Here is a 25960-nt window from a genome sequence, read left to right on the forward strand (position 1 = left end):
GAATAATGGCTATCGAAATCAATGTACCGGACATCGGGGCTGATGAAGTTGAAATCACCGAGATCCTGGTCAAAGTAGGCGACAAAGTTGAAGCTGAACAGTCGCTGATCACCGTAGAAGGCGACAAAGCCTCTATGGAAGTCCCATCTCCTCAGGCTGGCATCGTTAAAGAGATCAAAGTCTCTGTTGGCGATAAAACCGAGACTGGCAAACTGATCATGATTTTCGATTCCGCCGACGGTGCAGCAGCTGCTGCACCTGCGCAGGAAGAGAAGAAAGCCGCTCCGGCCGCCGCTGCTCCAGCAGCTGCCGCGAGCGCGAAAGAAGTGAACGTGCCTGACATCGGCGGTGACGAAGTTGAAGTCACTGAGATCCTGGTGAAAGTGGGCGATACCGTTGCGGCCGAGCAGTCACTGATCACCGTAGAAGGCGATAAAGCCTCTATGGAAGTGCCAGCGCCGTTCGCAGGTACCGTTAAAGAGATCAAGATTAACACCGGCGACAAAGTGTCTACCGGCTCTCTGATCATGATCTTCGAAGTGGCAGGTGCTGCACCTGCTGCCGCGCCTGCACAGGCCGCTGCTCCGGCGCCAGCCGCAGCACCAGCTGCTGCTGGCGGCGCGAAAGACGTTAACGTACCGGACATCGGCGGTGACGAAGTTGAAGTGACCGAAGTGATGGTGAAAGTGGGCGACAAAGTTGCCGCTGAACAGTCACTGATCACCGTTGAAGGCGACAAGGCTTCCATGGAAGTGCCTGCGCCGTTCGCGGGTACCGTTAAAGAGATCAAAATCAGCACCGGCGACAAAGTCTCTACCGGTTCTCTGATCATGGTCTTCGAAGTGGAAGGCGCTGCGCCTGCTGCCGCTCCGGCTGCCGCGGCTGCTCCAGCACCGGCTGCTGCTCCGGCTCAGGCTGCTAAACCAGCGGCACCTGCTGCAAAAGCGGAAAGCAAATCTGAGTTCGCTGAAAACGACGCTTACGTCCACGCGACCCCGCTGATTCGTCGCCTGGCGCGCGAATTCGGCGTGAACCTGGCGAAAGTGAAAGGGACTGGCCGTAAAGGTCGTATCCTGCGCGAAGACGTTCAGACCTACGTGAAAGACGCCGTGAAACGCGCTGAAGCTGCACCAGCTGCAGCCGCAGGCGGCGGTATCCCGGGCATGCTGCCATGGCCGAAAGTAGACTTCAGCAAGTTCGGCGAAATCGAAGAAGTGGAGCTGGGCCGTATCCAGAAAATCTCTGGTGCGAACCTGAGCCGTAACTGGGTGATGATCCCGCACGTTACGCACTTCGATAAGACCGATATCACCGATCTGGAAGCGTTCCGTAAACAGCAGAACGCCGAAGCTGAGAAGCGTAAACTGGACGTGAAATTCACCCCAGTGGTCTTCATCATGAAGGCGGTTGCTGCGGCTCTGGAACAGATGCCACGCTTCAACAGCTCCCTGTCCGAAGACGGCCAGAAGCTGACGCTGAAGAAATACATCAACATCGGTGTTGCGGTTGATACGCCAAATGGTCTGGTTGTTCCGGTCTTCAAAGACGTGAACAAGAAGAGCATCACTGAGCTGTCCCGTGAACTGACCACCATCTCCAAGAAAGCGCGTGATGGTAAGCTGACTGCCGGCGAAATGCAGGGCGGCTGCTTCACCATCTCCAGCATCGGCGGCCTGGGTACCACCCACTTCGCGCCGATTGTGAACGCGCCGGAAGTGGCTATCCTCGGTGTGTCCAAGTCCGCGATGGAGCCGGTGTGGAATGGCAAAGAGTTCGTGCCGCGTCTGATGATGCCAATCTCTCTGTCCTTCGACCACCGCGTGATCGACGGTGCTGATGGTGCGCGTTTCATCACCATCATCAACAACATGCTGAGCGACATTCGCCGCCTGGTGATGTAATCGAAAAGCCGGCCAGTCGGCCGGCTTTTTTCTGATAATCTCATGGCGTTTGTGAGGTTATTGGCGAAAGCGACAATTCGTGAGCCGTTTGTTGTTTCAAAATTGTTAACAATTTTGTAAACTGCGGGCGGATAGAACGACCCGGTGGACGACGGGTATAAACTAAGAGGTCATGATGAGCACAGAAATCAAAACTCAGGTCGTAGTACTTGGGGCAGGCCCGGCAGGTTACTCCGCAGCATTTCGCGCAGCGGATTTAGGTCTGGAAACCGTCATCGTAGAACGTTACAGCACCCTCGGCGGTGTTTGTCTGAACGTCGGCTGTATCCCTTCTAAAGCGCTGCTGCACGTAGCGAAAGTTATCGAAGAAGCCAAAGCGCTGGCTGAACACGGTATCGTCTTCGGCGAGCCGAAAACCGACATCGACAAAATTCGTACCTGGAAAGAGAAAGTTATCACTCAGCTGACCGGCGGTCTGGCGGGTATGGCCAAAGGCCGTAAAGTGAAGGTGGTAAACGGTCTGGGTAAATTCACCGGTGCGAACACCCTGGAAGTGGAAGGCGAAAACGGCAAAACCGTGATCAACTTCGACAACGCGATCATCGCGGCAGGCTCTCGCCCAATCGAACTGCCATTCATTCCACATGAAGATCCACGCGTGTGGGATTCCACCGATGCGCTGGAGCTGAAAACCGTTCCTAAGCGTCTGCTGGTGATGGGCGGCGGTATCATCGGTCTGGAAATGGGTACCGTGTACCACGCGCTGGGTTCAGAGATCGACGTGGTTGAAATGTTCGACCAGGTTATCCCGGCTGCTGACAAAGACATCGTTAAAGTCTTCACCAAGCGCATCAGCAAGAAATTCAACCTGATGCTGGAAACCAAAGTGACTGCCGTTGAAGCGAAAGAAGACGGTATTTACGTTTCCATGGAAGGCAAAAAAGCCCCATCCGAACCACAGCGTTACGACGCCGTGCTGGTGGCGATCGGCCGTGTGCCGAACGGTAAGAACCTCGACGCGGGCAAAGCTGGCGTGGAAGTGGACGACCGTGGCTTCATCCGCGTTGACAAACAGCTGCGCACTAACGTGCCGCACATCTTTGCTATCGGCGATATCGTCGGTCAGCCAATGCTGGCGCACAAAGGTGTTCACGAAGGTCACGTTGCCGCTGAAGTTATCGCCGGCATGAAGCACTACTTCGATCCGAAAGTGATCCCATCTATCGCGTATACCGAGCCAGAAGTGGCATGGGTGGGTCTGACTGAGAAAGAAGCGAAAGAGAAAGGCATCAGCTACGAAACCGCCACCTTCCCGTGGGCTGCTTCTGGCCGTGCTATCGCGTCCGACTGCGCAGACGGTATGACCAAACTGATCTTCGACAAAGAGACTCACCGCGTAATCGGTGGTGCGATTGTCGGTACCAACGGCGGCGAGCTGCTGGGTGAAATCGGTCTGGCTATCGAAATGGGCTGCGACGCGGAAGACATCGCGCTGACCATCCACGCTCACCCGACTCTGCACGAGTCCGTGGGCCTGGCGGCAGAAGTGTTTGAAGGCAGCATCACCGACCTGCCAAACGCGAAAGCGAAGAAGAAATAAGTTTCTTCAGATGAAAAAAAGCGGCCTGAGGCCGCTTTTTTTATGCGCTGCGTTCAGGGAGCCACGGGTTGCCAGGTTTTATCCGGGTTATAGGCGGTTAACGCCCGGGCTTTCTGCTCAGAATCCTTGCCGAGATCGGACTGATACACCTTGTCGTCCTGATTTATCACAAAGCTCATCACGCCCGTTTGACCGTAGCTGACCGGCCACGCCACCATCGCAAAACCGTTATTATCCGGCAGGATCCGGAAGCGATAGCCGTGATAGCCGGTACCCGGCTCTTTCGGGCTAAATGCCGGTCCGAGCGGACTGGGCGTTTCGCCGGGTGAGACGGGCCAGTACAAACCGTCTTTCTTCCCTTCCGAGCTGACAATCTTCTGCGCGTATTTCTGGTTCATCGCAAAGTAGCTTTGCTGCGCATCAACATAGGCATGCAGGGCTTCAATGGCGGCAAGTTCGTTACGCCCGATTTCACGGGTCAGGATCTCTTCAGCCCCTTCTTTGATATCGAATTGCCAGCCGGCGGCGGTTTTGATCACCGGGATGGGAAGCTGCCAGTCGTTGTCTCCAACAACAAGATGCGCCGTATCTCCTTCGACAACGGTGTTATGACGAACTTTCCAGTCGCGCAGGAAACGATCGACGGCATCCGGATCAACGCCTTCGGGAGGGAGAAAATCGCGCCAGTTCTCTCCAAGCAGATTGCTCATCGCGCGCTCATTATGCTCACTAATGGCGCTGGCCAGCGCATCGGTCGCCTGGTCGGGCGTGCTAAAGGACTGCTGCGCTATCGCCGAGGCCGAAAGCATGAACAACACCATTCCACTGAGTAGTTTACTTTTCATGTCGGTTCCCTTAGCGATGTCTAAATTCACGGCGTTCAGCGCGTCCACCAGACACCTGACGGGGCTGCTGCTGGCGAGCCGCAAGCTGCCTGCTTTGCGCACCGCGCTGCTGCTGCGCCTGCCAGTTCGCGGAACGGCTGTCGTTGCCGCTCAGCGCATTGGCCCGGGGCTGACCGTTTCGCTGCTGCAGGGCGCGTTGCTGCGCGGGCTGTGAAACGCGTTTCTCCTGTCTTTGGGTTACAGCCTGACGATTTTCTCGCTGCTGCGTGGTGGTCCGCTTCGCCGTCTGCGGTTTGGTGTCGTAGCCACGGTAGTTGTTGCGCTGCGAAATTTGCTTCAGCTGTTCACTCGAGGCCTGACGCTGCACATCCTTCGTGCCGGGACGTGCCGTTTGCGGGAAGGTTTTCCCCGTGGATTTCTCCATCTGGCTCAGGGCCGCCTGACGCTGGCTATCCCGGTTAACCGGTTTTTGCTGCGTTGAGCTTAGCCCGGTGACTGTACTGGTGGAGTGGAAACGGGTGTTGAGCTGGTTAGTCGGATAGGGCACACCTTCTCGGTAGGCCGGGTTATGCTGCCAGGTACGGTTGGCGTCCGTCAGACGCTGTCCGCTGATTTTATTGAAGTTCTCAACGTTGATATTGATGTTGTTATCACCGTTGCGGTTATAGCCGCCGTGATTATCCCAGTCACCGTCATGGTGGTGGTCCCAGTCATCGTCGTCATCCCAGTCGATATTGCTGAAAATGGCATAGGTTGTGGCAACGCCCAGGCTGAAGCCTAAGCCGTTGACGAAGCTGTTGCCAAACTGCTCTCCGGGCGTGGGCGGGAGATAGGTGGGTGGATAGGCGGTGTTGGGCCAGGTCCCGTAAACCGTATTGGGGTTATAGGTGGGAACATAAACGACCTGCGGATCGGCAGATTCAATTTTGATCACCGTTGGGGCGGGCGCAGACGCGGTTGTTGTCGTTGCCTCGGTGGCGCGGGTTTTCGCTGGTGCTGGCTTTGTCACGGTGGTGACCGTCTGCTGAGGCGTAGATTGTAAAGCACCGGTCTTCTGTGCCAGCGCGCGCAGGCGTTGAACGGAATCCATCACGTCTTTCGGCTGCGCGAGAAACGCATCGCCCAGATTTTGTACCCACGGCGGGTTTTCACCCATCAGCGACATAAGCTGAGGAAACGCGACCAGCGATTTTACGCTCGGATCCCAGGGCTGGCTGGCAACGGCCTGAATGGCGGCGTCCCCTTCCATTTTAGGGTTGTCTTTTGACCACTGAGCCGCCTGAATCACGTTGGCCGGGTAAGTCGAGGCCATCAGAATTTGCGAAAGCAGGGCGTCAGGGTAGAGCGCAATGGGGGCAACCCACTGATCGATTTGCGCGGCAGTGTAGGTCGGCGCGACCACAGGGGCGGGCTGGGCTACGGCAGGTGCCGCCGGTTGTTGAGCGACGGGGGCTGGCGCAACGGGTTCCGTTGCACGACTTTTGACAAACAAGACGCCTGAGGCGGCAAGCAGCCCGGCACTGCACAGAAGGATGAGCAGATGTGGCTTAAAGGGCAACTTCATAAAATGACTCCAACGAGACCAGCGCTGTGCCGTGAGGCGTTACGGTTGGCGTGAGTATTATTCACCCGTCTTTTGCTGTTTTGACTTTTATTGGGAAGCGTCCGGTACGTCCGGATAAAGAGTGTGAGTATTTATTACACAATTATATCTGATGAAGAAAAAACTGAAGCGTCACGGTGCAGAAGAACCGCAAAATGATGCCCTAAATCCCCGCTACACCATGCTTAACGATTCAGCAAACTTTTTAATGTTGCTTTTTTGTAAACGGATTAACACTGTGCAGAAATCCTGCTATGCTGCCCGACGCGGTATCGGGCATTTACCCTACAAACTGCTGTCTCACAGGAGCGTGAAGAGAACGCCCGCCGCATATGACAATGAGAGCGAGGAGAACCGTCGTGCTAGAAGAATACCGTAAGCACGTAGCAGAACGTGCCGCCGAGGGAATTGTACCCAAACCTTTAGATGCAACCCAAATGGCCGCGCTCGTCGAGCTGCTGAAGAACCCGCCTAAGGGCGAAGAAGAATTCCTGTTAGATCTGCTGATCAACCGCGTACCGCCTGGCGTAGATGAAGCTGCCTACGTAAAAGCCGGATTCCTTGCTGCTATCGCCAAAGGCGAAGCCACCTCCCCACTGGTTACTCCTGAAAAAGCCATCGAACTGCTCGGCACCATGCAGGGTGGTTACAACATTCATCCGCTGATTGACGCGCTGGATAACGACAAGCTGGCACCGATTGCCGCTAAAGCGCTCTCGTCTACGCTGCTGATGTTCGATAACTTCTACGATGTGGAAGAAAAGGCCAAAGCAGGCAACGTCTATGCGAAGCAGGTGATGCAGTCCTGGGCTGATGCCGAATGGTTCCTGAATCGTCCAGCGCTGGCTGAAAAAATTACCGTTACTGTTTTCAAAGTGACCGGTGAAACCAACACCGATGACCTCTCTCCGGCACCGGACGCGTGGTCTCGCCCGGATATCCCGCTGCACGCCCTGGCGATGCTGAAAAACGCCCGTGAAGGCATTGAGCCGGATCAGCCGGGCGTTGTCGGCCCGATCAAACAGATCGAAGCCCTGCAGAAAAAAGGCTTCCCGCTGGCTTACGTGGGTGACGTTGTGGGTACCGGCTCTTCCCGTAAGTCTGCCACCAACTCCGTGCTGTGGTTCATGGGCGACGACATTCCGCACGTGCCGAACAAGCGCGGCGGCGGCCTGTGCCTGGGCGGTAAGATTGCGCCAATCTTCTTTAACACCATGGAAGATGCGGGCGCACTACCAATTGAAGTGGATGTTTCTAACCTGAACATGGGCGACGTGATTGACGTCTACCCGTATAAAGGCGAAGTGCGTAACCACGAAACCAACGAGCTGCTGGCGAGCTTCGAGCTGAAAACCGACGTGCTGATTGACGAAGTGCGCGCCGGTGGCCGTATTCCGCTGATCATCGGCCGCGGCCTGACCACCAAAGCGCGTGAAGCGCTGGGCCTGCCGCACTCAGACGTGTTCCGTCATGCGAAAGACGTGGCGGAAAGCAACCGCGGCTTCTCGCTGGCACAGAAAATGGTCGGTCGCGCCTGCGGCGTGGCCGGTATCCGTCCTGGCGCCTACTGCGAGCCGAAGATGACCTCCGTAGGCTCTCAGGACACCACTGGCCCAATGACCCGTGACGAACTGAAAGACCTGGCGTGCCTGGGCTTCTCTTCCGATCTGGTGATGCAGTCCTTCTGCCACACTGCGGCGTATCCGAAGCCGGTTGACGTGACCACGCACCACACGCTGCCTGACTTCATTATGAACCGTGGCGGTGTCTCCCTGCGTCCGGGCGACGGCGTTATCCACTCCTGGCTGAACCGCATGCTGCTGCCGGATACCGTGGGTACCGGCGGTGACTCCCATACCCGTTTCCCAATCGGTATCTCCTTCCCGGCGGGCTCCGGTCTGGTGGCGTTTGCTGCCGCGACCGGCGTGATGCCGCTGGATATGCCGGAATCGGTGCTGGTGCGCTTCAAAGGTAAAATGCAGCCGGGTATTACCCTGCGCGACCTGGTTCACGCGATCCCGCTGTATGCGATTAAACAGGGTCTGCTGACCGTTGAGAAGAAAGGGAAGAAAAACATCTTCTCTGGCCGTATCCTGGAAATCGAAGGTCTGCCGGATCTGAAAGTAGAGCAGGCGTTCGAGCTGACCGATGCCTCCGCCGAGCGTTCGGCTGCGGGCTGTACCATCAAGCTGAACAAAGAGCCGATTATTGAGTATCTGAACTCTAACATCGTGCTGCTGAAGTGGATGATTGCAGAAGGCTACGGCGACCGTCGTACGCTGGAGCGTCGTATCCAGGGCATGGAAAAATGGCTGGCCGATCCGCAGCTGCTGGAAGCCGATGCTGACGCAGAGTACGCGGCGGTGATCGACATCGATCTGGCGGATATCAAAGAGCCAATCCTGTGTGCACCGAACGATCCGGACGACGCGCGTCCGCTGTCTGAGGTCCAGGGCGAGAAGATCGACGAAGTGTTCATTGGTTCGTGCATGACCAACATCGGTCACTTCCGCGCGGCCGGTAAGCTGCTGGATACCCACAAAGGCCAGCTGCCAACCCGTCTGTGGGTGGCGCCGCCAACCCGTATGGACGCGGCTCAGCTGACCGAAGAGGGCTACTACAGCGTGTTTGGTAAGAGCGGCGCGCGTATCGAAATTCCTGGCTGTTCCCTGTGTATGGGCAACCAGGCGCGCGTAGCCGACGGCGCGACGGTGGTCTCCACCTCGACCCGTAACTTCCCGAACCGTTTAGGTACCGGTGCGAACGTCTTCCTGGCTTCTGCTGAGCTGGCGGCGGTTGCGGCGCTGATTGGCAAACTGCCAACGCCGGAAGAGTACCAGACCTTCGTGGCGCAGGTGGATAAGACCGCGGTGGATACCTATCGCTACCTGAACTTCGACCAGCTCTCTCAGTACACCGAGAAGGCTGACGGGGTGATCTTCCAGACGGCAGTATAAACAGCAAAACCGTCTCTACGAGACGGTTTTTAGTGTTTGCACCCTCTCCCGTGGGAGAGGGACGGGGTGAGGGCATCAGGCCGCAGGGTCTTGCTCTCACCTTTTTATTTTCATTCCTCCCACCTCCCACGCTTTTTTTCTTCCTCGCTGCTGCGATAATTACCTTAATGGCTTTGCAGAGGAAAACACTATGGATTACGAATTTCTGCGCGACATCACCGGAGTGGTGAAAGTGCGTATGTCGATGGGCCACGAAGCCGTTGGACACTGGTTTAACGAAGAGGTGAAAGAAAATCTCTCCCTTCTTGATGAGGTTGAACAGGCGGCAAAGACGGTGAAAGGCAGTGAGCGCTCCTGGCAACGCGCCGGGCACGAATACACGCTGTGGATGGACGGTGAAGAGGTCATGGTGCGTGCCAACCAGCTCGAGTTTTCAGGCGACGAGATGGAAGAGGGGATGAGCTACTATGACGAAGAAAGCCTGTCGCTGTGCGGCGTAGAAGACTTCCTTCAGGTGGTGAATGCCTACCGCGAGTTCATGAAACAGCGGTAATTTCCCGAAGCATCCCTGCTCCGGGCAACACTTACACGGCCGGAATGTTGCGGCCGTAGTAGATCTCGCGCATCTCTTTCCAGAGCAGGTCAGTAATCGCCTTACGCTCTTCTTCGCTCAAATCTTCCGGCTTCGTGTGGAACATATAGTGCTTAAGGTCGAACTCCTTAAGTAACATCTTGGTATGGAAGATGTTTTCCTGATACACGTTCACGTCCATCATGTCGTACAGCGACTTCATGTCCTCGGACATAAAGTTCTGAATAGAGTTGATCTCGTGGTCGATGAAGTGCTTCATGCCGTTGACGTCACGGGTAAAACCGCGCACGCGGTAATCAATCGTGACGATATCCGATTCCAACTGGTGGATGAGATAGTTCAGTGCGTTCAGTGGGGAAATCACGCCGCAGGTCGACACTTCAATATCGGCGCGGAACGTACACAGCCCGCCTTCCGGGTGACTCTCCGGGTAGGTATGGACGCAGATATGGCTTTTATCCAGGTGAGCAACCACCACTTCCGGCAGCGGGCCCGGATGTTCCGTTTTGTCGATAAGCTTCGGATCGACCGGTTCTTCGCTGACCAGTATGGTCACGCTGGCGCCCTGGGGTTCATAATCCTGTCGGGCAATATTCAGGATGTTGGCGCCGATAATGGAACAGGTTTCTGACAGGATCTCGGTCAGACGGTTGGCGTTGTAGAGTTCGTCGATATAGGCGATGTAACCATCGCGTTCTTCCGCTGTTTTGGCATAGCAGATATCGTAAATACAAAAACTCAGGCTTTTGGTCAGGTTGTTAAAGCCATGCAGTTTAAGCTTTTTCAATTAGCTCACCCCCTTAGTGGATAATGCGTCATGCAGGTACTGCGGCAGAGCAAACGCTGCGGTATGAATAGCCGGATTGTAGTATCGGCACTGTAGACCTCCCTGATGGAAGCGGGCCTGAATAATTTCGGTGGAAAGATGACGTAATACGTCGTTATCCGTCGCCCAGGCAAAGGTCATGATCCCACCGTAGTACGTCGGAATGGCCGCCTGATAGAAGCTGACATCCTCGAAATAGGTGCTGAGCTTGCGATGGCTATCCAGCGCTTCATCCTGTTGCAGGAAGCAGACGCCGTTTTGGGCGACGAAGATCCCGCCCGGGTTCAGGCAACGCTTGCAGCCTTCGTAGAACGAGGAGGTAAACAGCGACGCGCCAGGGCCGATAGGGTCGGTGCAGTCGGAGATAATGACATCAAAGGTCTGGGTTGTCTGGTTAACAAAGTTAACCCCGTCATCAATCACCAGATTAAAACGCGGATCGTCATAGCTACCGGCATTGTGGTTGGGCAGGTACTGGCGGCAGAACGAGACGACGCCCGCATCGATTTCCACCATGGTGATGGTTTCAATGGAACGATGGCGGGAAACTTCACGCAGCATTGCGCCATCGCCACCGCCGATAATCAGGACATGCTTCGCATGGCCGTGAGCCAGCAGCGGGACGTGGGTCATCATTTCATGATAGATAAACTCATCTCGCTCGGTCGTTTGCACGACGCCGTCCAGGGCCATGACGCGGCCAAAGGCAGCATTCTCGAAGATGATCAGATCCTGGTGATCGGTTTTTTCATGATAGAGCACGTTATCAACGGCAAAGTACTGACCAAACTGGTCATGCAGTGTTTCATGCCACAACGTGTGGTCGGCCATACGCGGACTCCTCCTTTGTTAACATCCGTTACGCTCACAAAAAATGAGCGAAACATGATAGCTAACTATAACCGTGGTTGCACGGCTATAGGTTTAACAGGAGGCGTCGGGAAGGTTATTTGACGTAGGCGAGCAGGCTGAGCGAATCGCGAGCCAGCGCTTTGCATTTTTTAGCCGTGGGAATGCCAATACCGCTTAGGTCACGGTAGCTGTCTTCGCCGAGCGCCTTCATGTCAAAGCTGTCGTAGTTGCTGAGATCCCACTGGTTCTGCTGGGCAAAAAAGACCAGCGCGCGGCGAATTTGCCCGTTGGGTAAATTCTGGTAGCCACAATCATTTTTCAGGAATACAAAAACCGCCGTTAAATCGGCCATATCTTCCGCTTCATTTTCACTGAGCGCATAGCTGTTCGCACACATTGCCATCAGGCTACCGAACAAAATTGTCCTGAAAAACGTCTTCATTGCTTCTACCACTTCTTCACGGAAAATTAACGTTAGCATACTTGATGCCAGTGCGACGATCTTTATTATTGCCGCTTTACTTGACCTTCCGGTAAGGGGAGGGTTTATGCTCAAAAGATCGCCTGCTGGAAATAAGGAAATGAACATGCAACGTCGTGATTTTTTAAAATATTCCGTGGCTCTGGGGGCTGCCAGCGCCTTACCCCTCTGGAGCCGTGCGGTTTTCGCGGCTGACAGGCCTGCCTTACCCATCCCTGATTTGCTGACCGCTGACGCCCGCAGCCGTTTCCAGCTTGTCGTTCAGTCCGGTAACACGCTGTTCGGTGCGCACAACGCGACAACCTGGGGCTATAACGGCAATCTTCTCGGTCCTGCGCTACAGCTGCGCAAAGGTAAAGCGGTGACGGTGGATATCCACAATACGCTTGCTGAAGAGACGACGGTGCACTGGCACGGACTGGAAGTGCCGGGCGAGGTAGACGGCGGGCCGCAGGGCATCATCAAAGCGGGCGGCACGCGCAGCGTCACCTTTACGCCCAACCAGCGCGCCGCGACCTGCTGGTTCCATCCGCATCAGCATGGCAAAACGGGCCATCAGGTAGCGATGGGGCTGGCGGGGCTGGTGCTGATTGAAGACGACGAAAGCCGCCTGCTGCGCCTGCCGAAGCAGTGGGGCATCGACGATGTGCCGGTGATTGTGCAGGACAAGAAATTCACCGCTGACGGGCAAATCGACTACCAGCTGGATGTGATGAGCGCGGCGGTCGGCTGGTTTGGCGACACGCTGCTGACCAACGGCGCCATTTATCCTCAGCACGCCGCGCCGAAAGGCTGGCTGCGCCTGCGTCTGCTTAACGGCTGTAACGCGCGTTCCCTCAACTTCGCCACCAGCGATAAGCGTCCGCTGTACGTGGTCGCCAGCGACGGCGGGCTGCTGCCTGAGCCGGTGAAGGTCAACGAACTGCCGATGCTGATGGGGGAGCGCTTTGAGGTGCTGGTGGATATCAGCGACGGCAAGCCGTTCGATCTTGTGACCCTGCCGGTTAGCCAGATGGGGATGGCGGTCGCGCCGTTTGACAAGCCGCATCCGGTGCTGCGTATCCAGCCGTTACGGGTGACCGCTTCCGGCACGCTCCCTGATACGTTAACCACGCTGCCGGCACTTCCGTCGCTGGATGGGCTTACGCAACGGAAACTGCAGCTCTCCATGAACCCGATGCTCGATATGATGGGCATGCAGGCGCTGATGGCGAAATATGGCGATAAGGCGATGGCGGGGATGCATCACGGGCAGATGATGGGTCACATGAACATGGACCACGGCAACATGGGCGGCATGGGGAACATGAATCACGGCGACCATGGCTTTGATTTCCACAACGCCAATATGATCAACGGTAAAGCGTTCGACATGAACACGCCGATGTTTGCAGCGACAAAAGGGCAGCTTGAGCGCTGGGTGATTTCAGGTGAAGGGGACATGATGCTGCACCCGTTCCACATCCACGGCACGCAGTTCCGCATTCTCTCTGAGAACGGCAAAGCCCCGGACGCGCATCGCGCGGGCTGGAAGGATACGGTGAAGGTGGAAGGCGGCGTCAGCGAGGTGCTGGTGAAGTTCGACCACGAGGCACCGAAAGAGTTTGCCTATATGGCCCACTGTCATCTGCTGGAGCATGAAGATACGGGGATGATGCTCGGTTTTACCGTATAAAAAAAGCCGGGTGGCGGCTTCGCCTTACCCGGCCAACATATGGAAATCGTAGGCCCGGTAAGCGTTAGCGCCACCGGGCTTTTTCGTTACTTAGCGTCGTCAGGCAGTGCATACGCGACAATATAGTCGCCCATCTTCGTGCCAAACGAACCGTGACCACCCGCGGAGATGACAACATACTGTTTGCCATTCACTTCATAGGTCATTGGCGTTGCCTGTCCACCGGCTGGCAGACGGCCTTGCCACAGTTTTTCACCGTTGGTCATGTTGTACGCGCGCAGGTAGTTATCTGCGGTTGCCGCGATAAACAGCACGTTACCGGCGGTGGAGATTGGGCCACCCAGCATTGGCATACCCATATTGAACGGCACTGGAACAGGCATCGGGAACGGCATGCTGTCCTGTGGGGTACCAATACGTTTTTTCCATACGATCTGGTTAGTTTTCAGATCCAGACCGGAGATGTAACCCCAGGCAGGCTGTTTACACGGCAGACCGAACGGAGAAAGGAACGGATTCAGAGTCACACCATAAGGAACGCCATACTGCGGCTGGATACCGGCTTCGGTACCGCTGCCTTTCGCATCTTTAGGCTGCTCCATTGGGTTACCCGGACCGCGTGGGATCAGACGGGACACGAACGGCAGCGCCATTGGGTTAGCGATAGCGACCTGACGGTTCGGGTCAACGGAGATCCCGCCCCATTCGAACATCCCCAGGTTACCTGGGAAGACCAGCGTACCCTGCTCTGACGGTGGGGTGAAAATCCCTTCGTAGCGCAGCTGGTGGAACATCACGCGGCATACCAGTTGGTCAAACATGGTGGCACCCCACATGTCTGCACCGCTGAGATCTTTCTTCGGACGGAAGCTCAGGTCAGAGAACGGCTGCGTTTTGCTGACGTAATCGCCTTTCGCCGCACCCTGCGGAACCGGTTTTTCCGGTGCAGGCACAACCAGCTTGCCGTTGCTGCGATCCAGCACGAAGATGTTGCCGGTTTTCGCTGGAGCGTAAATCACCGGTACGGTTTTGCCGTTAACGGTAATGTCCGCCAGCGTCGGCTGGGACGGCATATCCATATCCCACAGATCGTGGTGAACGGTCTGGTAGCTCCAGGCCAGCTTACCGGTGGTCGCGTTCAATGCCACGATAGCGCTGGCATAACGTTCCTGCTCCGGCGTGCGGTTACCGCCCCAGATATCTGGCGTAGTAACGCCCATCGGCAGGTAGACCAGGTCCAGCTTCGCGTCATACGCTGCAGGTGCCCAGGAGTTTGGCGAGTTAAAGGTAAAGGTGTGTTCGTCCGACGGGATCGCATTCGGATCTTTCGCGCCCGGGTCGAAGGCCCACAGCAGTTTACCGGTATTCACGTCGAAACCACGGATAACGCCGGAGGTTTCACGGGTAGAGAAGTTATCCGTTACCGAACCGGCAATCACGATGGTTTTATCGGTGATGATGGGCGGTGAGGTTGGCTCATACAGACCCGGCGTGGTGTCCGGCATATTGGTCTGCAGATTCAGGATACCTTTGTTGGCAAAGGTTTCGCACAGCTTGCCCGTTTCGGCATTGATGGCGAACAGACGACCATCGTTCACCGGCAGCATGATGCGGCGAGGACAGTCGGCAATGACTTCCGGGCTCGCATTATCCGGGCGCGCTTCGTGATAAGAGACGCCACGGCAGGTCACGTGCTGGAAGGACGGGTTGGAGTTCAGCTGCGGATCGAAGTGCCATTTCTCTTTACCGGTGGCCGCGTCGAGCGCGAACAGACGCTGGTGCGCCGTACAGAGATAAAGCATATCGCCGACTTTAATTGGCGTCACTTCGTTGGTCAGTTCACCCGGATCGTTCGGCATCTTCAGATCGCCGGTACGGAATACCCAGGCTTCTTTCAGGTTTTTAACGTTGTCCGCGTTGATCTGCTTCAGCGGAGAGTAGCGCTGACCTTCCTGGTTGCGGCCATAGGCAGGCCAGTCGCCGTCAGCAACCTGAGAGATCGCCGCCGCAGGCGTCGATTCTGCGTTCAGCGTACCGTTGATCTCCTGCGGATCGTTGAAGCCAGCCCAGGTCAGGATACCGCCGCTGATTAAAAGCGCTACCACCAGCGCCGCGACCGCACCGCTGGACGGCACGATCAGGCGACGCCAGACGAACGGCAGGATCAGCCAGATGCCGAAGAAGACCAGGATGTCACTGCGCGGCGTCAGCGCCCAGAAGTCAAAGCCGACTTCCCAGACGCCCCAGATCATGGTGGCAAGAAGGAGTGCGGCATACAGCCACAGTGCAGATTGTTTTCTACGCCAGAGCAGGACGGTTACGCCAAGCATAACCAGGCCCGCAATCGGGTAGTACCAGGAGCCGCCGATCGCGACCAGCCAGACGCCACCGATTAACAGGTACAGGCCGCAGAAGGCGGCGAATAGCGCTGTTAATGTCACCAGTAGACGCGGCTGTTTAGAGTTTGTTTCAGCCATAGAAAGTGTACTCGTCAGTTTTTGTTAATAATTTGCTAGCAACTAATTATAGGTATTAACAAGTGTGATCGGAATCACAATATTTGCTTTTTATAACTCATACGTCAGGGTTATCCATTTGCTGATATAATGGCTGGCTTGCGTATCAGTGCTGGATATTAACTCATCCGTATTGAGAGATTTTCATTAAAATCATTTGGTTAGTAATATGAAACATACTGTTGAAGTGATGATCCCGGAAGCCGAGATCAAAGCGCGTATCGCCGAACTGGGTCGTCAAATCACCGAACATTACAAGGACAGCGGCAGCGAAATGGTGCTGGTCGGTCTGTTGCGCGGCTCTTTCATGTTCATGGCAGACCTGTGCCGTGAGGTGCATGTGCCCCATGAGGTCGATTTTATGACCGCCTCCAGCTACGGCAGCGGCATGTCCACCACCCGTGATGTGAAAATCCTGAAAGATCTGGATGAAGATATTCGTGGCAAAGATGTGTTGATCGTTGAGGACATCATCGACTCCGGCAACACGCTGTCAAAAGTGCGCGAGATCCTGAGCCTGCGTGAGCCAAAATCGCTGGCGATTTGCACCCTGCTGGATAAGCCTGACCGCCGTGAAGTGCAGGTGCCGGTGGAGTTTGTTGGTTTCTCTATCCCGGACGAGTTCGTCGTCGGTTACGGTATTGACTACGCACAGCGTTATCGTCATCTGCCGTATGTTGGGAAAGTGGTATTGCTGGACGAGTAATTGCGGTTTGTTGCCCGGTGGCGCTGCGCTTACCGGGCCTACGAATGGGCACATGTAGGCCGGGTAAGGCGCAGCCGCCACCCGGCTTTGTTTATTTATGGTTTACGTGCTTAAGCTGAAGGTTGGCAATTCCTGAACGGTAACGCTGCTCCAGCGTTTCGCGGTTGGTGGCGGTCACTTCCAGGTTGCGCAGCAGACCATCGTGAATACCGTACGCCCAGCCGTGGATCGAGACCTTCTGCCCGCGCTTCCACGCCGATTGCATGATCGTTGAGTGGCCCAGGTTATACACCTGCTCCATCACATTGAGTTCGCACAGGGTATCCATGCGGCGCTCCTGCGGCATTTCGCCCAGCAGTGAGCTATGTTTGAACCAGATATCGCGGATGTGGAGCAGCCAGTTATCAATGAGCCCCAGCTCCGTGTTTTCAACCGCCGCCTGCACGCCGCCGCAGCCGTAGTGGCCGCAGATGATGATGTGCTCGACTTGCAGAACGTCAACGGCATACTGAACAACAGAAAGACAGTTAAGATCGGTGTGAATCACCAGGTTGGCAACGTTGCGGTGAACAAACAGTTCGCCGGGCTCGAGGCCGGTCAGGCGCTCCGCCGGTACGCGGCTGTCGGAGCATCCAATCCAGAGAAAGCGTGGGTTTTGCGCCTGCGCGAGTTTTCCAAAAAATCCGGGGTCTTCCTCCACCAGCATTTTTGACCATAGTGCATTGTTGCTGATGAGTGTATCTATGTTGTTCATGGAGGTTAGCGACCTGTAACCGAGTAATTGCGTTGCGCTACTATAGGGTAACCCGACTTTTAATGAAACCACACAACGTGTGTCAGAACTGAAGGTAAGTTAATTTCATGGCAATTGCACTGGAGCTTGAGCAGCTTAAAAAAACCTATCCGGGCGGCGTTCAGGCGCTGCGCGGAATAGATCTTAAAGTAGAGGCCGGTGATTTTTACGCGCTTCTGGGGCCGAACGGGGCGGGGAAATCGACTACCATCGGCATCATTAGCTCGCTGGTGAACAAAACCTCCGGCCGCGTCAGCGTGTTCGGATACGACCTGCAAAAAGATGTGGTCAACGCCAAGCGCCAGCTGGGTCTGGTACCGCAGGAATTCAACTTCAACCCGTTTGAGACGGTGCAGCAGATCGTCGTTAACCAGGCGGGTTATTACGGCGTTGAGCGTAAAGAGGCCCTGGAGCGGAGCGAAAAATACCTCAAGCAGCTCGATCTGTGGGAAAAGCGTAACGAACGCGCCCGGATGTTATCCGGCGGGATGAAGCGCCGCCTGATGATTGCCCGTGCGCTGATGCACGAGCCAAAGCTGCTGATCCTCGATGAGCCGACGGCGGGCGTAGACATTGAGTTGCGCCGCTCCATGTGGGGCTTCCTGAAAGACCTCAATGACAAAGGCACCACCATCATTCTGACTACCCACTACCTGGAAGAGGCGGAAATGCTGTGCCGCAACATCGGCATCATTCAGCACGGCGAGCTGGTGGAAAACACCTCGATGAAGAACCTGCTCTCCAAGCTGAAATCAGAAACCTTTATTCTCGATCTGGCGGCAAAGAGCCCGTTACCGAAGCTTGAAGGGTACCAGTATCGTCTGGTGGATACCTCGACGCTGGAAGTGGAAGTGCTGCGCGAGCAGGGGATTAACAGCGTGTTCTCCCAGCTGAGCGCGCAGGGTATTCAGGTTTTAAGTATGCGTAACAAAGCGAACCGACTGGAAGAGCTGTTTGTCTCTCTGGTGCAGGATAAACAAGGAGACAAGGCATGACGCATCTTTACTGGGTCGCGCTGAAAAGTATCTGGGCGAAAGAGATTAACCGTTTTATGCGCATCTGGGTGCAAACCCTGGTGCCGCCAGTCATCACGATGACGCTCTATTTCATCATCTTCGGTAACCTGATTGGTTCCCGGATTGGTGAGATGCACGGCTTTACCTATATGCAGTTTATCGTGCCTGGCCTGATCATGATGGCGGTGATCACCAACGCCTATGCCAACGTGGCGTCGTCCTTCTTTAGCGCCAAGTTCCAGCGCAATATTGAGGAGCTGCTGGTGGCACCGGTGCCAACGCATGTGATCATTGCCGGTTACGTCGGTGGCGGCGTGGCGCGCGGTCTGTGTGTTGGGATCCTGGTGACGGCCATTTCGCTGTTCTTCGTGCCGTTCCAGGTGCACTCCTGGCTTTTCGTGGCCCTGACCCTGCTCCTGACGGCGATCCTCTTCTCGCTGGCCGGTCTGCTGAACGCCGTGTTTGCCAAAACGTTTGACGACATCAGCCTGATCCCGACCTTCGTGCTGACGCCGCTGACCTATCTCGGCGGGGTGTTCTACTCCCTGACGCTGCTGCCGCCGTTCTGGCAAGCGCTGTCGCACCTGAACCCGATCGTCTACATGATCAGCGGTTTCCGCTTTGGCTTCCTCGGCATCACCGATGTGCCGCTGTTTACCACGGTGGCGGTGCTGGTGGTGTTCATCATCGTCTTCTACCTGCTGTGCTGGTATCTGATCCAGCGCGGACGCGGTCTGCGCAGCTAGCCCTCAGCCCGGCGACATTCTGTCTGCCGGGCACTTTCTTTGACAGTTATCACCGAAAGCTAACCTTCACTCCGCTAAACTACTTGCCTGCTAAGGAGAGAGTTATGCTGGGATGGGTTATCACCTGCCACGATGAACGGGCGCAGGACATGCTGCTGAAGCTGGAAGCCAGGTTTGGTCCGCTGCCACAGTGTCGCGCGGTTAACTACTGGCGCGGCTTGAGTACCAACATGCTTGGCCGGATCCCTTCATGAAACCGATACCGGAGACGGCGTGATTTTTCTTACCGATAAATCCGGCGCGGCGCCGTACCGTGCTGCGGCCCTGATGAGCCATAAGCACGACTGCTGCGAGGTGATCTCCGGTATTAGCTTTCCACTGCTTGAAATGATGTATCCCCATCGCGAGACCTTAACCAGCGCAGCGTTCCGTAACGCTATCGTTTCGCTGGGTACCCCGGGCGTCAGCAGCTTGTGGCATCAACAGCAAAAAAATCCTCCCTTTGTCCTGCTGCATGACCTGTATAAGAATTAAACATTGGTATTGATGTCGCTTTTGCTACAATGGCGTAAGTATTTCCGCTTCGAATAAGACCCTCATGTTCACGCGTATTGTTTTCCTGCTATTGATGTTCGTGTCCGGCACTGTTTCTGCCAGTTTATTAAGTCAGCAAAGACTGCCTGCTCAATATATGCAAACCACCGAAGATGCGGCGATTTGGGCGCAGATCGGCAACAGCGTCATTAACGTTGGCAACGTGCGGGCAGGGCAGATCCTCGCGGTGGTGCCTGCGGCGGCGGACTACTATGAATTTCGCTTCGGATTTGGCACGGGCTTTATCGACAAGGGGCATCTGGAGCCGGTTCAGGGCAAACAGCGCGTCGAGGATGGCCTGGGGGATTTGAACAAACCGCTGAGCAATCAAAACCTGATAACGTGGAAAGACACGCCCGTTTATAACGCCCCGAACAACGGCAGCGCACCCTTCGGCACCTTAAGCGCCAATCTTCGCTATCCGATCCTGAACAAACTTAAAGACCGTTTAAACCAGACCTGGTTTCAGATCCGCATCGGTAATCGTCTGGCGTGGATCAGCAGCCTGGATGCGCAGGAAGATAACGGCCTTCCTGTTCTGACCTACCATCATATTTTGCGTGATGAAGAAAACACGCGCTTTCGACATACGTCCACAACGACCAGCGTACGTGCGTTTAATAACCAGATGGCATGGCTTCGCGATCAGGGCTATACCACCCTGACGATGTACCAGCTGGAAGGGTACGTGCGTAACAAAATGAACCTGCCTGCGAAATCGGTGGTGATAACCTTTGACGATGGCCTGAAATCTGTCAGCCGCTATGCTTATCCTGTGCTGAAAGAGTACGGCTTCAAGGCTACCGCGTTTATTATCTCTTCCCGCATAAAAGGCCATCCGCAGAAGTGGGATCCTAAATCCCTGCAGTTTATGAGCGTGCAGGAGATTAAGGGGATTCAGGATGTGTTCGATATTCAGTCTCATACCCACTTCCTGCACCGCGTGGATGCCAATAAGCATCCGATTTTACTGAGCCGCAGCTATCACGTGATTTTGTTTGATTTTGAACGCTCGCGTCGCGCGCTGGCGCAGTTTAACCCGCGCGTGCTGTATGTCTCTTACCCCTTCGGCGGCTACGACAATAAAGCGATAAAGGCGGCGAATGATGCCGGTTTCCATCTGGCGGTGACGACGGTGAAAGGAAAGGTGAAGCCGGGGGATAATCCGTTCTTACTGAAACGCCTGTACATCTTAAGAACGGATTCGCTGGAGACGATGTCGCGGCTGATCAGCAATCAGCCGCAGGGGTAGTGCTTATGCAACCTGAACCGGAATCGCCTTTGCGGTGCGCTTCATTTCATTCTCGCCTTCGAAGTAGGCGACTTTAGGCTGCCAGCGGCGCGCTTCTTCGTCAGACATCATCACGAAGCTGGCGATGATCACGATATCACCCACGTCCGCGCAGTGCGCGGCTGCGCCGTTAACGGAGATGATTTTGGACCCGCGCTCGGCGGCAATCGCGTAGGTAGAGAAGCGTTTGCCGTTGTTCACGTTCCAGATATCAATCGCTTCGTTTTCGAGGATACCTGCTGCATCAAGGAAATCCTGATCAATGGCGCAGGAGCCTTCATAGTGCAGGTCGGCCTGCGTGACTTTCACACGGTGAAGCTTACCTTGCAGCATTTTGCGAATCATTACGTTTACCTATCATTATCAGGGGTGAAGGGAACTACGCCAGCTCAACCACTTTATTGTCGATCAGACGCGCCTGACCTAGCCAGGCCGCCACCAGGATGACTGCGCGCTTGCTGTTCTGGGTTAACTCCAGCAGCGTATCAGCATCACGAATTTGTACGTCGTCAGCACGAAGGCCTTTATCGTTAAGCGCCTGCTCGGCAAGGGCGATAATCTCTTCTGCTGTTAACTCTTTTGCCAGCATCTGCTCTGCCATGGTGTTCATGACCTTGCTTAAGCCCGGCGCGATTTTACGCTGTTCGGCAGTCAGGTAGCCATTTCGCGAGCTGAGTGCCAGACCGTCTTTGGCGCGTACAATCGGTACGCCGACAATCTCGATATCGTAACCCATATCCGCAACCATCTTGCGGATCAGCGCCAGCTGCTGGAAATCTTTCTCGCCAAAGCAGGCTACGTCCGGCTGTACCAGGTTGAACAGCTTGCTGACGATGGTGGAAACGCCGCGGAAATGGCCCGGGCGGCTCGCGCCTTCGAGCATGGTGGAAATGCCCGGGACGTCAACGTAGGTTGCCTCTTCGGTACCCTGCGGGTAAACATCCGCCGGTGCAGGTGAGAAAACGATATCCGCGTGGCGTTTTTTGAGCTTCTCGCAATCTTCCTGCAGGGTACGCGGGTAGCGTGCCAGATCGTCTGCGCGGTCAAACTGCATGGGGTTCACGAAGATACTGACCACCACGATATCTGCCCGTGCACGGGCTTCGTCGACGAGCTTCATGTGGCCGTCATGCAGATTGCCCATGGTCGGGACCAGTGCGATACGTTTACCTTCCTGTCGCGCGCGGCGGATATGCTGGCGAAGCAGCGGCAGGGTTTCAATGATTAGCACAACGAGACTCCTTAATGGAAACTGTGTTCTTCACCCGGGTAAACACCGGATTCAACGTCGGCAATATACTGCCTGACCGCAGCGCGCATGTCGCCCGCTTCGGCGAGGAAATTTTTGGCAAATTTCGGGATGTGTCCGCCGGTGATACCGAAGGCGTCGTGCATCACCAGAATCTGACCGTCGGTGACGTTGCCTGCACCGATACCAATCACCGGAATGGACAGCGCGTCGGTGATGCGTTTCGCCAGCTCAACCGGCACGCACTCCAGCACCAGCAGCTGGGCACCTGCGGCTTCCAGCGCCAGGGCATCATCCAGCAGCGTCTGGGCGGCATCGCCACGGCCCTGCACCTTATAGCCGCCAAAGATATTGACGGACTGCGGCGTCAGGCCTAAATGCCCGCACACCGGCACGGCGCGCTCGGTGAGCCTCTTCACCGTTTCCACAAGCCAGGCGCCGCCTTCAATTTTGACCATATTGGCACCGGCACGCATCACTGCCGCCGCGTTTTCGAATGCCTGTTCCGGCGTGGCATAGGCCATAAACGGCAGATCGGAAAGCAGCAGGCAGGCTGGGGCGCCACGGCGCACGGCGCGGGTATGGTAAGCGATATCCTCAACCGTTACCGGCAGGGTGGAATCATGTCCTTGTACCGTCATCCCTAACGAGTCCCCGACCAGCATGACGTTGATCCCCTCTTCGGCAAACAGTTTGGCGAAGCTGTAGTCATACGCGGTGATGGTGGCGAAGCGTTTTTTTTCCTGTTTGCATTTCTGCAGTAAGGAGATGGTGGTTGGTTTCATACTGTTTCCTGATAGCCCAAAAGCGAATCTTTGCGCATTCTAACAGTAACATTCGAGGGAACAATGATTTTAGGTAAACGATTAACCATAAACATCTTATGGTTAATCGCTAAAAAAACAGCCTTACCAGCGGGCGGGTTTCTCCGCACCGAGACTGTTGAGAACGGCCTCTAGCGAGAGCCCGTCAGGGAAGGTAAGGGAAGGGGCAACTTCATACAGCGGCCAGAGCATAAACCCGCGATTTTTCATGTCGTAATGCGGAACGGTGAGGCGTTCAGTGTTAATCGTCTTGTGACCAAACAGCATAATATCGAGGTCGAGCGTGCGCGGCCCCCAGCGTTCAGCTTTGCGTACGCGGCCCTGCTGAAGCTCAATACGCTGGGTATTGTCCAGCAGCGCTTCGGGATCCAGCTCAGTCTCAAGAACCACGGCGGCGTTGAGGTAGTCTGGCTGATCCTGCGGCCCCAGCGGCGGGGTGCGATAGAACGAGGAGACCGCCACGATGCGGCTTTGCGGGATCTCACCCAGCGCCTCTACGGCAGCATTCACCTGCTCCAGCGGTGAGGCTAAATTGCTGCCGATGGCGATATACGCGAGGGTCATGCTGTCCCTTCACGACGCGGCGCGCGTTTGCGCGGACGACGATGACGGCGACGCGGTTCCGGCTCTTCATCCAGCCCGGTCAGCATATCTTTCTGCTCTGGCGGGGCGGAGACCTGGAATTCAGCCCACCACTGCGCCAGACGCTGCAGCTCCTGGTTGCGTTCAATTTCAGCGCGCAGCGACAGGAGATCGAAGGCGGCACGGAACTTAGGATGCTCCATCAGCTTCCAGGCGCGTTTGCCCTGACGACGGGACATGCGCAGCTGAAGCTGCCAGATGTCGCGCACCAGAGTGGTAATACGTTTCGGAATGGCGAGCGTGCGGCAGCCTTCGTCCAGCACGTCGTTGGCGGCCAGCGCGAACGCATCGTAATAGGCGAGCCCGCTCTCCTGGGTAATGCGCTGGGCCGTTTCCAGCAGCGGATACCAGAACATCGCGGCAAACAGGAACGCCGGGTTCACGCGCATGTCGTTGCGAATGCGGGTATCGGTATTCTTCAGCACCTGCGCAATCATCCGCTCCATTGGGCTGTCACCGTTTTCGGTGAAGTAGCGGGTAATGGTCGGGAACAGCGGCTGGAACAGGTTGTATTCGCGCAGAAGATTATAGGTTTCAAAACCGTGGCCGGCCTGCAGCAGCTTCAGCGCTTCTTCGAACAGGCGAGCAGGCGGCACGTCGTTAATCAGCGTCGCCAGACGCGGGATCGGCTCGGCCGTTTCCGGGCTGATGCGCATATTGAGCTTGGCGGCAAAACGCACGGCGCGCAGCATACGCACGGGATCTTCACGGTAGCGCGTTTCCGGCGTGCCGATCAGGCGGATCAGACCTTCTTTCAGGTCCTGCATGCCGCCGACGTAATCGCGCACGGTGAAATCCGCCACGCTGTAATAGAGGCTGTTGATGGTGAAGTCGCGACGCTGGGCATCTTCTTCGATAGAGCCGAAGATGTTGTCGCGCAGCAGCATACCGTTCTGGCCGCGCTGCGACGTGGTGCGATCGGATGCGCCCGCTTCGTGGTGGCCGCGGAAGGTCGCCACTTCGATAATTTCCGGCCCAAACATCACGTGAGCCAGACGGAAGCGGCGGCCAACGAGACGACAGTTGCGGAATAATTTGCGCACCTGCTCAGGCGTGGCGCTGGTCGTCACGTCGAAATCTTTCGGTTTTTTGCCCAGCAGTAAATCACGCACCCCACCGCCGACGAGATAGGCCTCGTAGCCCGCTTTATTCAGACGATAGAGTACCTTGAGGGCATTTTCACTGATATCTTTGCGGGAAATAGAGTGCTGCTCACGCGGAATAACCGACATGTGTGGTTGTGCAATAGCATCATTCGCCATGCTCTCTTCGCGGCTTAGCACTTTACGGCAAAAATTAGCGACTCGGGTAAAAATGGTACACCTCGTAGTGTGTTTTGTTATGAAAAAAGCGGCTAATCATAGCTCAGCGCAACGCATTTGAGAATGCTGGATTTTTGGCACAGCCCTGAGCGTCCAGTTGGCGATGGCCATTTTCAGCAGTTCGTCAATACGCAGATCCTGCCATTCGTTGGTTACATTCTGGTTGAGAAAACGCAGCGCGTCGATCAAAACAGGGCGCGGATCGCCGTCTGGCAGGGCCGGGGCGTGGTTCTGCTTTGATAATTTTAAGCCCTGCGTATTAACCGCCAGCGGCAGATGAATGTAGTCCGGTGCTGTCCAGCCAAACTGGTGATACAGCGAGATGTGTCGTACGGTCGGCTCGACCAGATCCGCCCCGCGCACAATTTCCGTCACGCCCTGGAAATGATCGTCCACCACCACGGCCAGGTTGTAGGCGAACAGGCCATCGCGACGGTGAATAATAAAATCCTCACGCGCCAGACGTTCATCGGCATGAATCTCACCGGAGAGTAAATCGTTAAAGCGCGTCACCGGTGAGCGCTGCAGTATTCGCACAGCGGCATTTTCAGGACCGTTGTTCAACGTGCGGCAGTGGCCGTCATAGACGCCGCCTGCGCTCTGGATACGCGCGCGGGTGCAGGTGCAGTTATAGGAAAGCCCCTGAGCGCGAAGCCAGGCCAGACGTTCCCGATACGCCTCGTGACGTGTCGACTGCCACAGAACCTCGTCATCCCAGTGAAGACCGTAATGTTCCAACTGACGCAGAATCGTCTCTGCTGCACCGGGAACTTCACGCGGAGGGTCAATATCTTCAATGCGGACGAGCCATTTTCCCTGACGGGCGCGAGCCTGCAGGTAGCTGCCGAGCGCGGCAATTAATGAGCCGAAGTGTAATTCACCGGAAGGAGATGGCGCGAAGCGCCCAATATAGTGTGATTCAGACATAT

Annotated in this window: 22 protein-coding genes and 1 pseudogene; 10 read left to right on the top strand and 13 right to left on the bottom strand. The window is 55.9% G+C overall.

The features are described 5' to 3' along the window. Positions 1-5: 5 nt before the first annotated feature. Both aceF and lpdA read left to right on the top strand, forming a co-directional pair. A complete protein-coding gene (gene aceF / locus AA74_RS0107975; RefSeq protein ID WP_025912180.1) occupies positions 6-1901 on the top strand; it encodes a pyruvate dehydrogenase complex dihydrolipoyllysine-residue acetyltransferase in 1896 nt (631 codons plus the stop codon). A gap of 175 nt (positions 1902-2076) precedes the next feature. Next, positions 2077-3501 (top strand): dihydrolipoyl dehydrogenase, encoded by a 1425-nt coding sequence (lpdA, locus tag AA74_RS0107980; protein WP_003856313.1) that lies wholly within the window; start codon positions 2077-2079, stop codon positions 3499-3501. Between the two features lie 53 nt (positions 3502-3554). Here lpdA and AA74_RS0107985 read toward each other — a convergent pair whose 3' ends face one another. Continuing rightward, on the bottom strand, positions 3555-4346 hold the full coding sequence (locus tag AA74_RS0107985; RefSeq protein ID WP_025912181.1) for a DUF2950 domain-containing protein: 792 nt from the start codon (positions 4344-4346) through the stop codon (positions 3555-3557). A 10-nt stretch (positions 4347-4356) separates the two neighbouring features. Continuing rightward, positions 4357-5910 carry a DUF3300 domain-containing protein gene (locus tag AA74_RS0107990; protein ID WP_023293271.1) on the bottom strand — a complete coding sequence of 518 codons (1554 nt, stop codon included), beginning with the start codon at positions 5908-5910 and terminating at the stop codon, positions 4357-4359. Between the two features lie 398 nt (positions 5911-6308). Here AA74_RS0107990 and acnB point away from each other — a divergent pair, with 398 nt between their 5' ends. Further along, a complete protein-coding gene (gene acnB, locus AA74_RS0107995; protein WP_032667326.1) occupies positions 6309-8906 on the top strand; it encodes a bifunctional aconitate hydratase 2/2-methylisocitrate dehydratase in 2598 nt (865 codons plus the stop codon). Between the two features lie 190 nt (positions 8907-9096). After that, positions 9097-9459, top strand: a complete 363-nt coding sequence (yacL, locus tag AA74_RS0108000; RefSeq protein ID WP_008501954.1) for a protein YacL — start codon at positions 9097-9099, stop codon at positions 9457-9459. Between the two features lie 31 nt (positions 9460-9490). On the opposite strand, the gene speD is transcribed toward yacL, so the two are convergent. From speD to AA74_RS0108015, 3 genes are all read right to left on the bottom strand, one after another. Next, a complete protein-coding gene (speD, locus tag AA74_RS0108005; protein ID WP_008501953.1) occupies positions 9491-10285 on the bottom strand; it encodes an adenosylmethionine decarboxylase in 795 nt (264 codons plus the stop codon). Further along, positions 10286-11155 carry a polyamine aminopropyltransferase gene (speE, locus tag AA74_RS0108010; RefSeq protein WP_025912183.1) on the bottom strand — a complete coding sequence of 290 codons (870 nt, stop codon included), beginning with the start codon at positions 11153-11155 and terminating at the stop codon, positions 10286-10288. A 115-nt stretch (positions 11156-11270) separates the two neighbouring features. Continuing rightward, complete coding sequence (locus tag AA74_RS0108015; RefSeq protein WP_014882582.1) at positions 11271-11618, bottom strand: YacC family pilotin-like protein; 348 nt, start codon at positions 11616-11618, stop codon at positions 11271-11273. Positions 11619-11763: 145 nt separating this feature from the next. Between AA74_RS0108015 and cueO the strand changes: the two genes are divergently transcribed. Then, complete coding sequence (cueO, locus tag AA74_RS0108020) at positions 11764-13332, top strand: multicopper oxidase CueO (protein ID WP_025912184.1); 1569 nt, start codon at positions 11764-11766, stop codon at positions 13330-13332. Positions 13333-13418: 86 nt separating this feature from the next. Here cueO and AA74_RS0108025 read toward each other — a convergent pair whose 3' ends face one another. Continuing rightward, on the bottom strand, positions 13419-15809 hold the full coding sequence (locus AA74_RS0108025; protein WP_025912185.1) for a glucose/quinate/shikimate family membrane-bound PQQ-dependent dehydrogenase: 2391 nt from the start codon (positions 15807-15809) through the stop codon (positions 13419-13421). A 208-nt stretch (positions 15810-16017) separates the two neighbouring features. On the opposite strand from AA74_RS0108025, the gene hpt reads away from it, so the two are divergent. Continuing rightward, a complete protein-coding gene (gene hpt / locus AA74_RS0108030; protein WP_008501948.1) occupies positions 16018-16554 on the top strand; it encodes a hypoxanthine phosphoribosyltransferase in 537 nt (178 codons plus the stop codon). Between the two features lie 91 nt (positions 16555-16645). Here hpt and can read toward each other — a convergent pair whose 3' ends face one another. Beyond that, positions 16646-17308 carry a carbonate dehydratase gene (gene can, locus AA74_RS0108035; RefSeq protein ID WP_008501947.1) on the bottom strand — a complete coding sequence of 221 codons (663 nt, stop codon included), beginning with the start codon at positions 17306-17308 and terminating at the stop codon, positions 16646-16648. A 107-nt stretch (positions 17309-17415) separates the two neighbouring features. On the opposite strand from can, the gene AA74_RS0108040 reads away from it, so the two are divergent. From AA74_RS0108040 to AA74_RS0108055, 4 genes and pseudogenes are all read left to right on the top strand, one after another. Next, positions 17416-18342 carry an ABC transporter ATP-binding protein gene (locus AA74_RS0108040; RefSeq protein WP_008501946.1) on the top strand — a complete coding sequence of 309 codons (927 nt, stop codon included), beginning with the start codon at positions 17416-17418 and terminating at the stop codon, positions 18340-18342. Beyond that, positions 18339-19109, top strand: coding sequence for an ABC transporter permease (locus tag AA74_RS0108045; protein WP_008501945.1), 771 nt, complete (start codon positions 18339-18341; stop codon positions 19107-19109). Before AA74_RS0108040 ends, AA74_RS0108045 begins: the two co-directional genes overlap by 4 nt. Before the next feature lie 104 nt (positions 19110-19213). Continuing rightward, positions 19214-19643 (top strand): annotated as a pseudogene (locus AA74_RS01000000122070) (PTS sugar transporter subunit IIA). 64 nt (positions 19644-19707) lie between these two features. Further along, positions 19708-20955 (top strand): polysaccharide deacetylase family protein, encoded by a 1248-nt coding sequence (locus AA74_RS0108055; protein WP_008501943.1) that lies wholly within the window; start codon positions 19708-19710, stop codon positions 20953-20955. Between the two features lie 3 nt (positions 20956-20958). On the opposite strand, the gene panD is transcribed toward AA74_RS0108055, so the two are convergent. The 6 genes from panD to gluQRS form a co-directional block, all read right to left on the bottom strand. Then, positions 20959-21339, bottom strand: a complete 381-nt coding sequence (gene panD / locus AA74_RS0108060; protein ID WP_006173750.1) for an aspartate 1-decarboxylase — start codon at positions 21337-21339, stop codon at positions 20959-20961. A 34-nt stretch (positions 21340-21373) separates the two neighbouring features. Further along, complete coding sequence (gene panC, locus AA74_RS0108065; protein WP_008501942.1) at positions 21374-22225, bottom strand: pantoate--beta-alanine ligase; 852 nt, start codon at positions 22223-22225, stop codon at positions 21374-21376. Between the two features lie 11 nt (positions 22226-22236). Continuing rightward, positions 22237-23028, bottom strand: coding sequence for a 3-methyl-2-oxobutanoate hydroxymethyltransferase (gene panB, locus AA74_RS0108070; RefSeq protein WP_025912186.1), 792 nt, complete (start codon positions 23026-23028; stop codon positions 22237-22239). Between the two features lie 123 nt (positions 23029-23151). Beyond that, positions 23152-23631, bottom strand: a complete 480-nt coding sequence (folK, locus tag AA74_RS0108075) for a 2-amino-4-hydroxy-6-hydroxymethyldihydropteridine diphosphokinase (protein WP_025912187.1) — start codon at positions 23629-23631, stop codon at positions 23152-23154. Beyond that, positions 23628-25025, bottom strand: a complete 1398-nt coding sequence (gene pcnB, locus AA74_RS0108080) for a polynucleotide adenylyltransferase PcnB (RefSeq protein ID WP_072203850.1) — start codon at positions 25023-25025, stop codon at positions 23628-23630. Before pcnB ends, folK begins: the two co-directional genes overlap by 4 nt. A 42-nt stretch (positions 25026-25067) precedes the next feature. Continuing rightward, positions 25068-25958, bottom strand: a complete 891-nt coding sequence (gluQRS, locus tag AA74_RS0108085; protein WP_025912189.1) for a tRNA glutamyl-Q(34) synthetase GluQRS — start codon at positions 25956-25958, stop codon at positions 25068-25070. Positions 25959-25960 lie beyond the last annotated feature (2 nt).

Source organism: Enterobacter sp. 5-4, from assembly GCF_000612205.1.
GTDB lineage: Bacteria > Pseudomonadota > Gammaproteobacteria > Enterobacterales > Enterobacteriaceae > Enterobacter > Enterobacter roggenkampii.

What these genes read in the sequence shown, in the direction of transcription:
- aceF (WP_025912180.1), top strand. Translation starts at nt 6, where the DNA reads ATGGCTATCGAAATCAATGTACCGGACATCGGGGCTGATGAAGTTGAA.
- lpdA (WP_003856313.1), top strand. Translation starts at nt 2,077, where the DNA reads ATGAGCACAGAAATCAAAACTCAGGTCGTAGTACTTGGGGCAGGCCCG.
- AA74_RS0107985 (WP_025912181.1), bottom strand. Translation starts at nt 4,346, where the DNA reads ATGAAAAGTAAACTACTCAGTGGAATGGTGTTGTTCATGCTTTCGGCC.
- AA74_RS0107990 (WP_023293271.1), bottom strand. Translation starts at nt 5,910, where the DNA reads ATGAAGTTGCCCTTTAAGCCACATCTGCTCATCCTTCTGTGCAGTGCC.
- yacL (WP_008501954.1), top strand. Translation starts at nt 9,097, where the DNA reads ATGGATTACGAATTTCTGCGCGACATCACCGGAGTGGTGAAAGTGCGT.
- speE (WP_025912183.1), bottom strand. Translation starts at nt 11,155, where the DNA reads ATGGCCGACCACACGTTGTGGCATGAAACACTGCATGACCAGTTTGGT.
- AA74_RS0108015 (WP_014882582.1), bottom strand. Translation starts at nt 11,618, where the DNA reads ATGAAGACGTTTTTCAGGACAATTTTGTTCGGTAGCCTGATGGCAATG.
- cueO (WP_025912184.1), top strand. Translation starts at nt 11,764, where the DNA reads ATGCAACGTCGTGATTTTTTAAAATATTCCGTGGCTCTGGGGGCTGCC.
- AA74_RS0108025 (WP_025912185.1), bottom strand. Translation starts at nt 15,809, where the DNA reads ATGGCTGAAACAAACTCTAAACAGCCGCGTCTACTGGTGACATTAACA.
- hpt (WP_008501948.1), top strand. Translation starts at nt 16,018, where the DNA reads ATGAAACATACTGTTGAAGTGATGATCCCGGAAGCCGAGATCAAAGCG.
- can (WP_008501947.1), bottom strand. Translation starts at nt 17,308, where the DNA reads ATGAACAACATAGATACACTCATCAGCAACAATGCACTATGGTCAAAA.
- AA74_RS0108040 (WP_008501946.1), top strand. Translation starts at nt 17,416, where the DNA reads ATGGCAATTGCACTGGAGCTTGAGCAGCTTAAAAAAACCTATCCGGGC.
- AA74_RS0108045 (WP_008501945.1), top strand. Translation starts at nt 18,339, where the DNA reads ATGACGCATCTTTACTGGGTCGCGCTGAAAAGTATCTGGGCGAAAGAG.
- AA74_RS0108055 (WP_008501943.1), top strand. Translation starts at nt 19,708, where the DNA reads ATGTTCACGCGTATTGTTTTCCTGCTATTGATGTTCGTGTCCGGCACT.
- panD (WP_006173750.1), bottom strand. Translation starts at nt 21,339, where the DNA reads ATGATTCGCAAAATGCTGCAAGGTAAGCTTCACCGTGTGAAAGTCACG.
- panB (WP_025912186.1), bottom strand. Translation starts at nt 23,028, where the DNA reads ATGAAACCAACCACCATCTCCTTACTGCAGAAATGCAAACAGGAAAAA.
- folK (WP_025912187.1), bottom strand. Translation starts at nt 23,631, where the DNA reads ATGACCCTCGCGTATATCGCCATCGGCAGCAATTTAGCCTCACCGCTG.
- gluQRS (WP_025912189.1), bottom strand. Translation starts at nt 25,958, where the DNA reads ATGTCTGAATCACACTATATTGGGCGCTTCGCGCCATCTCCTTCCGGT.